A 14,800-nucleotide genomic window follows, 5' to 3' on the forward strand; every position below is an offset into this window, starting at 1 on the left:
AGGCAGCCCTGGCGCCGCGCCAGCTCCAGCGCCGCCTGGAGGATGCGCCGGGCCTGGGGCAGCGCACCGGTGGCCATGTCCAGGCGCGCCAGGGTGGTCAGGCACAGCAGGGTCGAGCGCCAATCGCGCGGCTCAAGGTCTTCGAGCGCCGCGTTGCAGTGGTCGCGGGCCTGTTCGAGGCGACCGTGCATGCCGTCCAGCGCGCCGCGCAAGGCCAGCCAGTTGGCCAGCAGGCGGCGATTGCGCGCGGCCTGGGGCTGCGGCAGGAAGTTGCCCAGGCGCTCGATGCAGCGGTGCGCTTCGTCCAGGCGCCAACTGAACAGCAATGCGCGGGCGCTCAGGCTGATCAGCCTTGGCGTGCTTTCCAGCAGGCTCGCCGGCAGCCGCTCGCGCCACTCCAGCAGCAGGCCGAGGTGGCGGCCGGCGAACAGCCAGTCCATGTCCAGGCGGTCCATGTAGCCGGCGGCGACTTCCGGCTGGCCGGCTTCCAGCGCCATTTCGATGGCCTCGTCCAGCCAGCCGGCCTGGCCCAGCACGCCGCAGGCGCGCAGGCGCAGGCGGGTCAGTGCGGGGCCCTGCAGATGGCACTGCAGGGCCTTGGCCACCAGCGGCGGCAGGCGGAAGCAGCTGGCCTCGGCGTCCAGCGCCAGGAAGAAGCCCTGGCCCTGCAACAGCTGATCGAAGAGCGCGCCGCCCTGCTCTTCCCACAGGCTTGCGCAGATTGCCCGGTTGAAGCGCGGCAGGTAGGCCAGGCCGCAGAGCATCGCGCCGGTCTCGGCGTCCAGACGGCCGAGCACTTCCTGGCACAGGTAGGTGCGCAGCCAGGAAGCGACATCCCCGGGCGCGTGCACGCCGTCGCGCGCGCTGAGCACCAGGCGCACACCGGCGCACCAGCCCTGGGTAGCGGCCCACAGGCGCTCGCGGCAGTCGGCGTCGTAACCCTGCGCCAGCGCCAGCGACTCGCATTCCTCACGGCTGAACGCCAGCCGCGCGGCGCCCAGCTCGCAGAGGCGCTCGTCGAGCAGCAGGCGCGAGAGGTTCCAGGCCGGCCGCTGGCGACAGCTGACCAGCAGGTGCAGCGGCGCTTCCACCTGGCCGAGCAGGCGCTGCAGCCAGGCGTCCAGTTCGGCGTCAGCGGTTTGCGGGTAGTCGTCCAGCACCAGCCACAGGGGTTGCCGGCGCGATTGCAGGGCCAGCTGTACGCTGGCCGGGTCGCTGTCCAGCAGGCCCAGCTGGCGGGCGATCTGGACGCAGCAGGCATTCAGGGCCAGGGATTGCCCGGCGAAATCCAGCCAGACGCGGGCGCAACTCGAAGGCAGCCGATCCAGCACGGCACGGGCCAGTGCGCTCTTGCCATAGCCGGCCGGGGCGCACAACAGGCTCAGGCGCCGGGGCGATTCCAGCAGGGCGTGCAGCAGCGGCTCGCGGGGCAGTTGCAGGGCGACCGGCGTACCGGCGGCAATGGCGGGGAAACTGGACATGGCGACACCCGTTATCGTTGTAGTTCGTGCTGCGTCGGGGTGTCAGAAGATCATTGCGGGGCGCGGCGGGACAATCGGTCGTTCGGACTAGCCGCAGGACTAGCCCTGGCCCGGCGCCGCCACGCAGGTCGCGGCGCCGGGGTGTTTCAGGCAGAGCGGATCAGCGGATGCCGGCGTTGCGCAGGGCCGCGGGGGTGAAGTCGTTCATCGCGGCGCTGACGCCGAACTGCGCGCCCTTGCGGGCTTCGTTGACCAGCCCCATGGCGATGTAGCGCCCGGCGATCAGGTCGTTCAGCGACTGCACGGCGTACACCGAGATGCCCTGCTCGTAGTCGTTCACCTGGAAGCCCTCGCCCACGCGCCAGAGCTGGCCGCGACCGTCGTACTGGTCGGTGGCGAGGATGGACCAGGTGTCCTCGTCGACATACATGCGGCGGGTGCCGTAGATATGCCGTTCGCCCGGCTTCAGCGTGGCTTCCACCACCCACACGCGATGCAGCTCGTAACGCGTGTAGTCCGGATTGACGTGGCCGGCCTTGAGGATGTCGTCGTACTTGAGCTTCGTGGACCACAGCCGGTAGTTGTTGTACGGGACGTACATCTCCTTCTTGCCCACCAGCTTCCACTGGTAGCGGTCAGGCGCGCCGTTGTACATGTCCAGGTCGTCGGCGGTGCGCAGGCCATCGGCGGCGGTGCCGGGGCCGTCGTAGGCGACCTGCGGGGCGCGGCGCACGCGGCGCTGGCCGGCGTTGTAGATCCACGCCAGGCGCGGTTCCTTGACCTGGTCGATGGTCTCGTGGACCAGCAGCACGTTGCCCGCCAGGCGCGAAGGCGCGGTCACCTGCTGCTTGTAGTAGAACAGCACGTTCTCGCTCTGCTTGCTGTCGGCGCCACCGGTCAGCGTCTGCGGGTAGGCGATGTCCTCGACCATGCTGACAGTGTTGTACGAGCCATTGGTCTGCGGCGTGGCCTGCACCGTCTCGCGATGCTGGTTGCTGCCACGGTAGCGGGTCATGTGGTTCCAGATCACCTGCACGCCGTTCTGCGGAATCGGGAAGGCGTAGTAGTGCGAGCTGAAGTTGGCCAGGCCGTTGCCGTCGTTGATCTCCTGGGTGCTCACCGCGCTCTGCTTCACCGCGTCGTACACCGCCTGCGGGCTGGCGGCCGTGCGGCGGGTGGTGAAGACCGGCATCCTGTAGGTGTCGGGGTAGCGCTTGAACATCGCCAGCTGGCCGGCGGTGAGCTTGTCCTTGTACTGCGCAGCGTTGGCCGCGGTGATCACGAACAGCGGCTTGTCAGTGGGGAACGGGTCGGACAGGAAACCGTTCTCCACCTTCGCCGCGCCAGGCTTCAGGCCACCGGTCCAGGCCGGGATGCTGCCGTCGGCGTTGCCTTCCTTCTGTGCGCCCATGGGGGTCAGCGCAGTGCCGAGCTTCTCCGCTTCCTGCGCGGAGACCGCCGCCTGCACCGAGCAGGCCAGGAGGCTGAGGCCGAGGATGGCGCCCTTGATCATTGTCTTTGCTTGCATGTGCTCTCCAGTGCTTGCGGGCGGGGGTCAGAAGTTCACGCCGACGCTGACCGACATGTAGTCGCGGTCGGTCAGGGTGTTGTAATCGCCGCCGAAGTAGTTGGTGTAACTCAGGCTCATGGTGTAGGTGTTCTGGTAGTCGGCATCCACGCCCAGGCTGATGGCCTTGGCGCCTTCCTCGAAGCTCGGGCCGGTGCCGTTGATGTCCTGCGACCAGGCCATGTTCGGCTTGAAGTTGATGCCGGCGATGACGTTGGGGTAGTCGAGGATGCCGCGCACGCGGTAGCCCCACGAGCTGCTGGTGTAGAAGCCCTTGTTGTTGCATTCCTGCTGCGGGTTGCTGGCGGTCTTGGTGCCGGCGGCGGTGCCGACGCACACCGACTGGTCGAGCAGCTCGCCGGCGCCAAAGGTCGGGCTGCGGCCGAAGCGCAGGTCGCCTACCGAGTTGCCGATGCCGCTGATGTGGTCGTAGCCGACCTCGCCCACCAGGGTCAGGCGTTCGGAGCCCAGCACCTGGTCGAAGAATTGCGTGGCGCTGACCTGCACCTGGGTGAACGGCAGGCGCTTGTAGCCTTCGATGGACGCGCCCGGCGCGTTGACCGCCTGGCCGTCGACGAAGACCGGCGACACCGCCGTCGTCACGCCGTTGACCCGGCCGACCTGATTCACCGCCGCGAGGTTCAGGTCCGCGGTGTTGATCTGCATCGGCATGTTCGGCCGGTAGCTGACCTCGCCGTTGAGCGCCACGCCTGCCAGGTTGGTCTGGAAGCTCAGGCCATACAGGCGGATGTCTTCGGGGTAGTCGACGAAGTAGCTGGCGCCGCGCACGCGGCTGGCGGTGGTCAGCGCGTTGGAAGCGCCGGCGTAGGTGGTGCGGGTGAAGCTCAGGAACGGGTTGCGGCTGTGATAGTTCATCACGTACGCGCCCAGCTCGGTGTCATTGAAGTCCGGCAGGAACCAGCGCATGGCCAGGCCGAACTGCCCGGAATCGCCCGGCTCGTGGTCGTCGGTGCGCGGGATGTAGGCGTTGGCGCGGTTGCCCGCGACGTCCAGGATAGTGCCGGCGTTGGCGCGCGGGTCATTGGGCGCGAAGTCGGGGCCGGCGATCACCAGGCGGTCGTTGCAGCCCTTGGCCACGGCGTCCACGGCGAAGAAGGTGCCGCAGTTCTCGGTGACGGTCTTGTCCCACTTGATCTGGTAGAAGGCCTCGGCGGTGACGTTCTCGGAGAGGCCCTGGGAGAAGTACAGCAGCTGGATCGGTACCAGCGCTTCCTTCACCTCGGCGCCGGGGCGGCGCAGCGCCGAGACGTCCACCGGGTTGATGGAGTTGATCGAGTTGGGGATGAAGGTGCTCTCGCCCCAGCTCACCACCTGCTTGCCGAAGCGCACGTTGCCCGGCAGGTCGCCCAGCTGGTAGTTGTGATAAACGAAGGCGTCGAGGAATTCGCCGCCCGAGGCCTTGGCCGACTGGTCGCGGCCATGGTCGTCGATGTTGTAGTAGCGCAGGTCCTCGTCCTTGAGCTGGAAGTCGTACCAGTACTTGCCGCGCAGGAAGGCGCCGGAGTCGCCGTACTTGAGTTCGAGGTCGTGGGTGCCCTTGAAGATCTTCGAGAACACGTCGCCCTTGCTGAAGTTCAGCCGGCCATCGTCGGCGGTGCGCGAGGCGGCCTTGCCCTTGGCGCCGACCACGTTGTAGTTGGAGATGAATTTCGGGTCCGGGTTGCTCAGCGCCCAGCTCATGCCCAGGGACGCCGAGGAATCCAGCTGCCCTTCGATCTCCCCGATATTGAAATTGACGGCGTGTGCGCAGGGCGCGCTCGCCAGGGCGATGGCCAGGGCCAGCGCCTGCGGTCGAAAGTGTCCGCGCATTGTTATTGTTGGCATGCGGTACTCCAGGTGGTCCAGGTGTTGGAGTGCGCATGCTGGCAGTGCGCAAGGCCTGCCAAAACCGCCCGATCAGGTGATTTTCATCCTCACCCGTGCGGGTGGTCCCCGGTGGTTTCGGCCCTTGTTGGCGCGCCTGTCCCCGCTGCGCCGAAGCCGCTTTCGCTGGCGACCGATACCGTGGGTAACGCCCGATGCGCCCTCCCCCCGCCCCCGACGGCCGAATCACCCCGACAGGTGATTGGCAGGCCCCCGCTACGCCACTCAAATGCAGCGACATCCCGCATCCATCGAAAACAAGAAGTCGCAGGAGTCCTCGTGAAAAACGTTCCGCTGCTACACCACTGCCTGGCCGGCGTCCTGGCCGCCAGCCTGAGTCAATCCCTGCTCGCCGCCGCGCCCTTGCAGCCGGCCAGCGCCATCACCGCGGCGAAGAACGCCCAGGTGCTCAAGGTACTGCCGTTCAGCGATCGCGACGACTACGAGTCGGTCAGTCGTGGCCTCATCGCGCCCTTCAGCGGGCAGATCAGGAATGCCGCCGGCACCGTGGTGTGGGATACCCAACAGTACGACTTCCTCAGCGCCGACAAGGCCCCCGACACGGTGAACCCGAGCCTCTGGCGCCTGGCCCAGCTGAACAACCATGCCGGCCTGTTCCAGGTATCCGAGCGCATCTACCAGTTGCGCGGCATGGATGTCTCGAACATGACCATCGTCGAGGGCGACGACGGCCTGTTCATCATCGACCCGCTGACCATCGAGGAAACCGCTCACGCGGCGCTGGAGCTGTATTACCAGCATCGCCCGCACAAGCCGGTGCTGGCCGTTGCCTACAGCCACAGCCACGCCGACCATTTCGGCGGCGTGCGCGGCGTGGTCGACGAGGCGGACGTGAAGAGCGGCAAGGTGAAGATCTACGCACCGTCCGGCTTCATGGAGCACGCCATCAGCGAAAACATCCTGGCCGGCAACGCCATGATGCGCCGCGCGCAGTTCCAGTTCGGTTCTCTTCTGCCACGCGGCGCCCAGGGACAACTCGAAGCCGGCATGGGCAAGACCCTCCCGGTGGGCGGCACCCTGACCCTGATCGAGCCGACGGACCTGATCAGGCAGCAGTTCGAGACCCACGAGGTGGGCGGCATCCAGATCGAGTTCCAGCTGACGCCGGGCACCGAGGCGCCGGCGGAGATGAACTTCTACTTCCCGCAGCTGCGCGCGCTGTGCATGTCCGAGAACAGCACGCAGATGATGCACAACCTGCTGACCCCGCGCGGCGCGCTGGTGCGTGACGCCAAGGCCTGGGCCGAATACATCGATGACAGCCTGCAGCGCTATGGCGACAAGACCGACGTGATGTTCGTCTCGCACAACTGGCCGACCTGGGGCGCGCAACGTATCCAGACCCTGCTCGCCGACCAGCGCGACATGTACGCCTTCCTCGACCAGCGGGCGCTGCACCTGATGAACCAGGGCCTGACGCCGACCGAGATCGCGCAGAAAATGGAGCGCCTGCCCGGCAACCTGGAGAACAAGTGGTACACCCGCAGCTACTACGGCTCGCTGAGCCACAACTCGCGCGCCGTGTACCAGCGCTACCTGGGCTACTACGACGGCAACCCGGCCAACCTCAACCCGCTGCCGCCGGTTGAACAGGGCCAGCACTATGTCGAGGCCCTGGGTGGTGCCGAGGCCGTGCAGAAGCTGATGAAGGCGGCCATCGCCAAAGGGGAATACCGCTGGGCCGCGACACTGGGCAACAACCTGGTATTCGCCCAGCCGGACAACCAGCAGGCCAAATCGCTGCAGGCCGACGCCCTGGAGCAGCTGGGCTACCAGTCCGAGAACGCCCTGTGGCGCAACATGTACCTCACCGCCGCCATGGAACTGCGCAACGGCGTGCCCGAAGCGGGTACCGGCTCGGTGCGCAACGACCTGGTCAAGGCCATGTCGCCGGGCATGTTCTTCGACTACCTCGCCGTGCGGCTGGACAGCGAGAAGGCCGAAGGCCACGACATGGTGATGAACTGGGTGTTCGACGACCTGCAGGAGAACTACGCCCTCACCCTGCGCAATGGCGTGCTGACGCACCGCAACAGGCAGCTCGCGGCCAAGGCGGACCTGACGGTGAAGCTCAGCAAGGCCACCCTGGACCGCATCAGCCTGCGCCAGCTGGACTTCCCCACCGCGATCAAGCAGGGCGATATCAAGCTCGAGGGTGAAGGCGCAAGGCTCGGCCAGTTCCTCGGCATGATCGACAGCTTCGCCCCGCAGTTCAACGTCGTCACTCCCTGACGCCACCTCGCTTCCGGCCGCCTGGCGGTGGCCGGAAGTCCCTCCTCGCTATTCGCCTGCCTCGGCCAGCAACTCCACCGCCATATCCCGGAACTGCCGTACCACGCGGCTTTCGTTGTCCGGGTTGTAGACCAGGGCGAGCGCCACGGTGCGTTCCTGGTGCGGGGTTTCCAGTTCCAGGAAGCACACCGGCGCCGTTGAGCTGCGCGCATGCAGCGCCGGCACCAGTGCCACGCCCAGGCCGCACGCCACCAGGCTGATGGCGGCCTGCACCTGGGTGGTCGAGTGCACCAGCTGCGGCACGAAGCCGGCCGCCTGGCACAGCTGCAACAACACGTAGTGCAGGCCTTCGGTGTGCGGGTAATCGATCAGCGGCTGATCGGCGACTTCCGCCAGATGCACGCGGCTGCGCCCGCTCAGGGCCAGCGGACTGTCCTGCGCAACAACCAGCATCATCGGCTCCCACACCAACGGGATGAGCTTCAGCGTCGTCGGCTGCGGCAGCGGGAAACGCACCAGGCCGACATCGGCGCGGCCGTTCTCCACCAGCTCCAGCACCCCGCTGGAAGGCAACTCGCGCAGTTCCAGGGAGATGCCGGGATAGCGTCGGCGGAACTCCGGGATCAGCCGCGGGATCAGCGAAAGCGTCGCCGACCCCACCGAACCCAGCGTCAGTTGCCCGCGCTCGCCCGCACCCGCCTCCAGCGCATAGCGCCGCGCCTGCTGCAGGTGCAGCAGCGCCTTGCGCAGTTCCGGCAACAGCGCTTCGCCAGCCTCGGTGAGCGCCACCTGGCGCGTGGTGCGCTCGAACAGCGGCAGGCCGATCTCCTCCTCCAGCTTGCGGATCGATACCGACAACGGCGGCTGGGACATGTGCAGGCGCTCGGCGGCCTCGCGGAAGTTCAGGGTCTCGGCCAGGGCGAGAAACTGGTGAATCTGGCGCAGCTCCATACTGATACTCCGCATATATCAATCATTCTCCAAATAATATTGGATGAGCACAGACCCTGACCATAGCCTGACGACTCCCGACAACAACAATCCCAACCGGAGAGTCGCGCATGGCGCACAACGAAATCGCCCTCGGGCAAGGCTACTACTGGCAGCAGATCGAAGCCGGCCAGCGTTTCCGCACCTTCCGCCGCACCGTCACCGAGGCTGACCTGATCGGCTTCGTCGGCGTCACCGGGCAGACCGAAGTGATCTTCATCGACAGCACCTTCAACGGCGCCATCCAGGGCCGCCCGGTGCCGGCTGCGCTGAGCTACAGCCTGATCGAAGGCATCCTCATGCAGACCATGCTGCAGGGCACCGGCTTGGCCCTGCTGGAACTGCACAAGAGCGTGAAAGGCCCGGTGGTCGTCGGCGACACTCTGGAAGCCGTGGTGGAGATAGAGGAGGTCCGCCCGACCTCGAAGAACAACCGCGCCGTGGTTACCTCCCGCGTCTACGTGCTCAACCAGCGCGAGGAGACGGTGATGGAGTACCAGGTCAAGCGCCTGCTCGCCGGCCGCCCCGAACGGGGTGAAGGCTGATGCTCGAAGCCCTCGATTTCCGCCCGCTGCCGGCGCGGCACGAGGCCTTGCGCGAGGAGCTGCGCAGCTTCCTCGCCGAGCGCCTGCGGGACTATCCCATCGACCTGCGGGCACGCAGCTGGCAAGGCTTCGACGCCGATTTCAGCCGCGCGCTGGCCGAACGCGGCTGGGTCGGCCTGACCCTGCCGCGCGAGTATGGCGGCGCCGGCGCAAAGCAGTTCTTCCACCACCACGAAGCGCGCCAGCGGGTCGAGGCCGGCGCACCGGTGGCCGCGCACTGGATTGCCGACCGCCAGAGCGGCCCCCTGCTGCTGCGCTTTGGCAGCGAGCAGCAGAAGCGTCTGCACCTGCCGGCAATCTGCCGTGGCGAGCAGTTCTTCTGCATCGGCATGAGCGAGCCGAACTCCGGCTCGGACCTGGCCAGCGTGCGCACCCGCGCGGAACGCAACGAAAGCGGCTGGCTGCTCAATGGGCAGAAGATCTGGACCACCTACGCCCAGCACAGCCACTACATGATCGCCCTGGTGCGCACCTCCGGAAGCGCCCAGGACCGCCATCGCGGGCTGTCGCAGGTGCTCATCGACCTGTCGCTGCCGGGTGTGAACGTCCGCCCGATCCGCGACCTCACTGGCGCCGAGCACTTCTGCGAGGTGTTCTTCGACAACGTGCAACTGCCGGCCGAAGCGCTGGTCGGCGAGGAAGGCGACGGCTGGAAACAGGTGACCGCCGAGCTGGCCTTCGAGCGCAGCGGGCCGGAGCGAATCTACTCCAGCATCGCCCTGCTCGATGCCTGGCTGGACTGGCTGCGCAGTCACCCGCAGGCGGGCCAGGAACGCTTGCTGGGGCAACTGCTGAGCGAGCTGATGGTGCTGCGCGCGCTGTCGGTCAGCCTCGCCGCGCAACTGGCGGACGGCCGCAGCCCGGTGGTGGAGGCGGCGCTGGTGAAGGACCTGGGCACCAGCTTCGAGCAATCCATCCCGACCCTGCTCGGCGACCTGCTGGGCGCGGTGCAGGGCGCTGCCGTCCCGCACCTGCTGCAACGCACCCTGGCCTACCTGGAACGCATGGCCCCGGTGTTCTCCCTGCGCGGCGGCACCCGCGAAATCCTCCGCGGCGTGATCGCCCGCGGCCTCGGCTTGCGATAGGAACCCCCATGAGCCTCGACAACCTCATTCTCGATGCCTTCGGCCAATGGCTGGAAGGCGAAGTCAGCGCCGAGCGCGTGCGCCGCATCGACCTGGGCGAACCCGCCGACGGGCTGTGGCGCTCGCTGGCCGAGCACGGCTTTGCCGACCTGCTATTGCCCGAGGACCTTGGCGGCGCGGCGGCCAGCGCGGAAACCGCCTGTCACCTGCTGTTCGCCGCCGGCGGTGCAGCCCTGCCGCTGCCGCTCGCCAGTACCTGGTGGGCGCGCCTGGCACTGGCCGAAGCCGGCCTCGCGCTGCCCGAGGGCGCGATTGCCCTGGCCAGTGGCGAACGTGATGGCCAGGGCCTGCGCTGCCATGCGGTGCCCTTTGCCGCCCAGTCCCGCTGGGTACTGGTGGCGCTGCCGGAAGGCGCCTGGCTACTGCCGGTCGATGGCGCGCAACGCCGGACAGACGGCGTCCACGCCAGCAGCACCGACGAGCTGCATTGGCCGAGCCTGCCGGACCACGCCCGGCGCCTGCCGCCAAACCGTGACTGGCGCGCCCTCGGCGCGGCCTATGGCGCAGCGCTGATCGCCGGCGCCGCCGAGCGGGTGCTGCAACTGACCCTGGACTACGCCACTACCCGCCAGCAGTTCGGCAAGCCGGTCGGCGGCTTCCAGGCCGTCCAGCAGCAGATCAGCGTGCTTGCCGAGGAAGTCTTCGCCGCGCGCATGGCGGCGCAACTGGCGCTACGCGGGTCGACCTGGCCGCAAGCTGTTCCGGCGGCGGTTGCCAAGGCGCGCTGCAGCAGCGCGGCGGTGCGCATCTGCAACATCGCCCACGCGGTGTTCGGCGCCATCGGCGTTACCGAGGAATGCGACCTGCACCTCTACACCCGGCGCCTGTACGCCTGGCGCTCGGACTTCGGCAGCGAGGCGTACTGGCAGCCGGTGATCGGCCTCGCGGCCTTGCGCGAGAGCGGCGACAGCCTCGCCTTCCTGCGCCGCCACCTGCCGGCCGCCTGAAGCGTGCCGCCACCGGCGGCCCCTTCATCACCATCTCTCGCAAACCGTGCTTCTCAAAACAATGACAAGGGAGAACACCGATGGCCCACATTCTCAGCCAACCGCACCGCGCCGCCTCGACGGGAGCGGTCGCCAGCGCCCGGCCCATCGCCTGGCGCACCATCATCGCCGGCAGCGTCGGCAACACCGTGGAGTGGTTCGACTGGACGGTCTACACCGCCTTCGCGCTCTACTTCAGCCACCAGTTCTTCCCTTCGGACAACGAGACCACCGCCCTGCTCGCCTCCTTCGCGGTGTTCGCCATCGGTTTCGCCATGCGTCCGCTGGGCGGTTGGCTGATCGGCATCTTCAATGACCGCGCCGGGCGCAAGGCGGCGCTGAACCTGACCATCCTGATGATGGCGCTGCCCTCGTTGCTGATCAGCCTGATGCCCACCTACGCCAGCATCGGCATCGCCGCACCATTGCTGATGGTCCTGGCACGGATGGTCCAGGGGCTGTCGGTGGGCGGCTAATACGGCGCCGCCGCGACCTTTCTCGCCGAATCCGCGCCGTCCAGCCAGCGCGGCCTGTACTCGGGCTTCTTCTTCGCCAGCATCGCCCTCGGCCTGCTGTTCGCCTCGGGCCTGGCCTGGGCGCTGAGCCAATGGCTGAGCCGCGAACAGCTGATCGACTTTGGCTGGCGCATTCCCTTCTTCATCGGCGGGCTGGGCAGTCTTGCCGGCTTCTGGATTCGCCACGGCGTCGAGGAGACCGCGGCCTTCCGCAAGGGCCAGGAGCAACGCCGTGGCCAGCGCATCGAGCGGCCGCTGCGCACCCTCTGGCGCGAGCACCCGGAAGCGGTGAAACGCCTGGTCGGCATCAGCCTTCTCGGGGCCTTCGCCTTCTACCTGTTCGTCAGCTACCTGCCGGTGCATGCCATCCGCACCCTCGGCGTCGAGCCAGGCACCGCCTATGCCGCCAGCAGCCTGGCGCTGGTGGTGTTCATGATTTCCCAACCGCTGTTCGGCTGGCTGTCCGACCGTATCGGCCGGCGCCCGCAGCTGATCGTCTTCGCCCTGGGCTATGCCGCGCTGCTCTACCCGGTGGTGCGCTCGATGAACGCGTCGTTCACTTCGATCCTCGCCGTCGAACTGTTCGGCCTGCTGCTCTACGGCCTGTATTCGGCCATCGCCCCGGCGATCAAGTCGGAGCTGTTCAGCACCGACATCCGCGCCCTCGGCATCGGCCTGCCCTACAACCTGGTGGTGGCGATCTTCGGCGGCACCACGCCCTACCTGATGACTTGGCTGCAGAGCCGTGGCCAGGAACAGTGGTTCCTGGTGTACGTCTCGGCCATGGCGGTGATCACCCTCGTGGCCTTCGTGCGCATGCCGGAAACCCGCGGCAAAGACCTGCACTGAAGCCCAAGAAGCACATCTGGAGAGAATCATGAGCAACACCCAAACCACCCAGCAGGGCCCGCTCTCGGGCCTGCGCGTCCTCGACCTGTCGCGGGTCCTCGCCGGGCCCTGGGCCACGCAGATCCTCGGCGACCTGGGCGCGGACGTGATCAAGGTGGAGCGCCCCAGCCGGCGCGACGACACCCGCACCTGGGGGCCGCCCTTCGTCGAGGACAGCGGTCCGACCTGGGATGCCGCCTACTACTTCTGCGCCAACCGCAACAAGCGCGCCATCGCCGTGGATTTCGGCCACCCCGACGGCGCTGCGCTGCTGCGTCGCCTGGCCGCCTCGGCGGACGTGCTGGTGGAGAACTACAAGGTCGGCACCCTGGCGCGCTACGGCCTGGATTACGCCGCGCTGAAGGCACTCAATCCGAAGCTGATCTACTGCTCGGTCACCGGCTTCGGCCAGACCGGCCCCTATGCCGGGCGCGGCGGCTACGACTTCTTGGTGCAAGGCATGAGCGGCCTGATGAGCATTACCGGGCGCCGCGACGACGAGCCCGGCGCCGGGCCGCTGAAGGTGGGTTTGCCGGTGAGCGATCTGTTCTGCGGGCTGTACTCGACTATCTCGATCCTCGCCGCGCTGAACCATCGCCACGCCAGCGGCGAAGGCCAGCACATCGACTGCGCGCTGCTCGACAGCCAGCTGTCGCTGATGGCCAACCAGGCGATGAACCATCTGGTCAGCGGGCAGGTGCCGCAACGCCTGGGCAACGCCCACCCCAACGTGGTGCCGTACCGCGACTTCGCCTGCAGTGACGACTACATCCTCGTCGCCTGCGGCTCCGACGGGCAGTTCCAGGCGCTGTGCCGCCTGCTCGGCCGCGACGACCTCGGCGGCGATCCGCGCTTCACCCGCAACCCCGGCCGCAGCCAGCACCGCCGCGAACTGGAAGTGGAGCTGGCGAGAAGCATCGCCGGCTGGCGCGCCGCCGACCTGCTGGCCGCCATGGAAAAGGCCGGCGTGCCCGGCGGGCCGATCAACAACCTGCAGCAGGCCCTGGCCGATCCGCAGGTACAGGCGCGCGGCCTGTTGCAGACCCTGACCCGGCAGGACGGCACCCAAGTCACCCTGCTCGGCTACCCGGCGCGCTTCTCCGCGTCCCCGCCGACCTACCGCCTCGCGCCGCCGATGTTCGCCCAGGACACCGCGCAGGTACTGGCCGAGCAACTGGGACTGGCCTCCGAGCAACTGGCGGAGCTGGCCGGCAAGGGAGCTATCGCCCTGGCCCCGCCGCGGGCGGAGGCTGTTCCGAAGGCCGGCTGAGACGGCGGCTTTGCATTCGCTCGCCTCGATCCATATGATGCATATATGTTTTGTTATGCTTCATAGCGAATGACGAGAGGGGGCGAGAGACTCATGGGCATCATCAACCTGGACGACGACCTGCACGACCAGCTGCGCCGCGCCAGCTCCGTGGCCTGCCGCTCGATCAACGCCCAGGCGGCGTTCTGGATCAAGATCGGCATGCTCTGCGAGCTGGAGCCGACCCTGAGCTTCAACGAGATCATCACCCGCGAACTGCAGGAGGCCGGGGTCAAATACTCCGCCGCGGGAGGCGCCAAGTGATCAAGACCCCGGCGGAACTGGCGCTGATGGCCGAGTCCGGCCGGCTGCTGGCGAAGGTCTTCGGCTTCGTCGACAGCCTGCCGCTCGAAGGCATGACGACCCTGGAAGTGAACGACCGGGTCGAGCGCTATATCGTCGATGAGCTGCAGGCGCGGCCGGCCAGCAAGGGCCAGTACGGCTTCGCCTACGTGCTCAACTCCTCGCGCAACCAAGTGGTCTGCCACGGTGTGCCGTCCGAGGCGGACCGCCTCCAGGACGGCGATATCGTCAACTTCGACATCACCCTGGAGAAGAACGGCTTCATTGCCGATTCGAGCAAGACCTACCTGATCGGCAACGTCTCGCCCGCTGCCCGGCGGCTGGTGGAAATCACCTATGAAGCCATGTGGAAAGGGATCCGCGCGGTCAAGCCGGGCGCCCGTCTGGGCGACATCGGCCACGCCATCGAGCGCCACGCCCGGCAGCATGGCTACACCGTGGTGGAGGACTACTGTGGTCATGGCATCGGCCGCGAGATGCACGAGCCGCCGCAGGTGCTGCACTTCGGCCGCCCGCGCACCGGGCAGGTGCTCCGCGAAGGCATGACCTTCACCATCGAGCCCATGCTCAACCAGGGCCATTCCGGGGTGAAAACCCTGGCGGACGAATGGACCGTGGTCACCCTCGACGGCCAGCTCTCCGCGCAGTTCGAGCACACCGTGGCGGTGACTGCCAAGGGATTCGAGGTCCTCACGCTTCGCCCCGAAGAGCGCACATCCCGGCTTTCGTAGAAGCGGACTCCGTCCGCGACAGCTTCCAATCGCGGATGACGTAGGGGGGGGTAAACCGCACCGGGTTTGAGCCCCACGCCACAGCCAAGGGGGCGCGCGGGAAGAAGGGTGTAGGGGGGCGCCCCCCCCACCAACCGTAGTGT

At 67.6% G+C, this 14,800-nt stretch carries 10 protein-coding genes and 2 pseudogenes; 8 read left to right on the plus strand and 4 right to left on the minus strand.

Annotation, left to right across the window (positions count from 1 at the left end):
• The 3 genes and pseudogenes from ACCC94_RS20830 to ACCC94_RS20840 form a co-directional block, all read right to left on the minus strand.
• Window positions 1-1,481 (minus strand): annotated as a pseudogene (locus ACCC94_RS20830) (ATP-dependent transcriptional regulator); the annotation flags it as partial.
• A 160-nt stretch (window positions 1,482-1,641) separates the two neighbouring features.
• Window positions 1,642-3,009, minus strand: coding sequence for a DUF1329 domain-containing protein (locus tag ACCC94_RS20835; protein ID WP_413351426.1), 1,368 nt, complete (start codon window positions 3,007-3,009; stop codon window positions 1,642-1,644).
• Between the two features lie 27 nt (window positions 3,010-3,036).
• A complete protein-coding gene (locus ACCC94_RS20840) occupies window positions 3,037-4,893 on the minus strand; it encodes a DUF1302 domain-containing protein (RefSeq protein ID WP_413351427.1) in 1,857 nt (618 codons plus the stop codon).
• A 318-nt stretch (window positions 4,894-5,211) separates the two neighbouring features.
• Here ACCC94_RS20840 and ACCC94_RS20845 point away from each other — a divergent pair, with 318 nt between their 5' ends.
• Window positions 5,212-7,185, plus strand: a complete 1,974-nt coding sequence (locus tag ACCC94_RS20845) for an alkyl/aryl-sulfatase (RefSeq protein WP_413351428.1) — start codon at window positions 5,212-5,214, stop codon at window positions 7,183-7,185.
• 48 nt (window positions 7,186-7,233) lie between these two features.
• Here the strand turns inward: ACCC94_RS20845 and ACCC94_RS20850 are convergent, their stop codons facing one another.
• Entirely contained in the window at window positions 7,234-8,151 is a 918-nt protein-coding gene (locus ACCC94_RS20850) for a LysR family transcriptional regulator (protein ID WP_413351429.1), read from the minus strand.
• Window positions 8,152-8,246: 95 nt separating this feature from the next.
• On the opposite strand from ACCC94_RS20850, the gene ACCC94_RS20855 reads away from it, so the two are divergent.
• From ACCC94_RS20855 to map, 7 genes and pseudogenes are all read left to right on the plus strand, one after another.
• Complete coding sequence (locus ACCC94_RS20855) at window positions 8,247-8,720, plus strand: MaoC family dehydratase (RefSeq protein WP_413351430.1); 474 nt, start codon at window positions 8,247-8,249, stop codon at window positions 8,718-8,720.
• Window positions 8,717-9,865 (plus strand): acyl-CoA dehydrogenase family protein, encoded by a 1,149-nt coding sequence (locus tag ACCC94_RS20860; RefSeq protein ID WP_413351434.1) that lies wholly within the window; start codon window positions 8,717-8,719, stop codon window positions 9,863-9,865. Before ACCC94_RS20855 ends, ACCC94_RS20860 begins: the two co-directional genes overlap by 4 nt.
• Window positions 9,866-9,873: 8 nt before the next feature.
• Window positions 9,874-10,872, plus strand: coding sequence for an acyl-CoA dehydrogenase family protein (locus ACCC94_RS20865; protein ID WP_413351431.1), 999 nt, complete (start codon window positions 9,874-9,876; stop codon window positions 10,870-10,872).
• Window positions 10,873-10,952: 80 nt separating this feature from the next.
• Window positions 10,953-12,275, plus strand: a pseudogene (locus ACCC94_RS20870) (MFS transporter).
• A gap of 28 nt (window positions 12,276-12,303) precedes the next feature.
• Window positions 12,304-13,584 (plus strand): CaiB/BaiF CoA transferase family protein, encoded by a 1,281-nt coding sequence (locus tag ACCC94_RS20875; RefSeq protein WP_413351432.1) that lies wholly within the window; start codon window positions 12,304-12,306, stop codon window positions 13,582-13,584.
• Between the two features lie 93 nt (window positions 13,585-13,677).
• Entirely contained in the window at window positions 13,678-13,887 is a 210-nt protein-coding gene (locus tag ACCC94_RS20880) for a ParD-like family protein (protein WP_081520395.1), read from the plus strand.
• Window positions 13,884-14,657 (plus strand): type I methionyl aminopeptidase, encoded by a 774-nt coding sequence (gene map / locus ACCC94_RS20885; RefSeq protein ID WP_413351433.1) that lies wholly within the window; start codon window positions 13,884-13,886, stop codon window positions 14,655-14,657. The genes ACCC94_RS20880 and map overlap by 4 nt, the downstream gene beginning before the upstream one ends.
• Window positions 14,658-14,800: the final 143 nt, after the last annotated feature.

Source organism: Pseudomonas sp. Pseusp97 (assembly GCF_047304025.1).
GTDB lineage: Bacteria > Pseudomonadota > Gammaproteobacteria > Pseudomonadales > Pseudomonadaceae > Pseudomonas.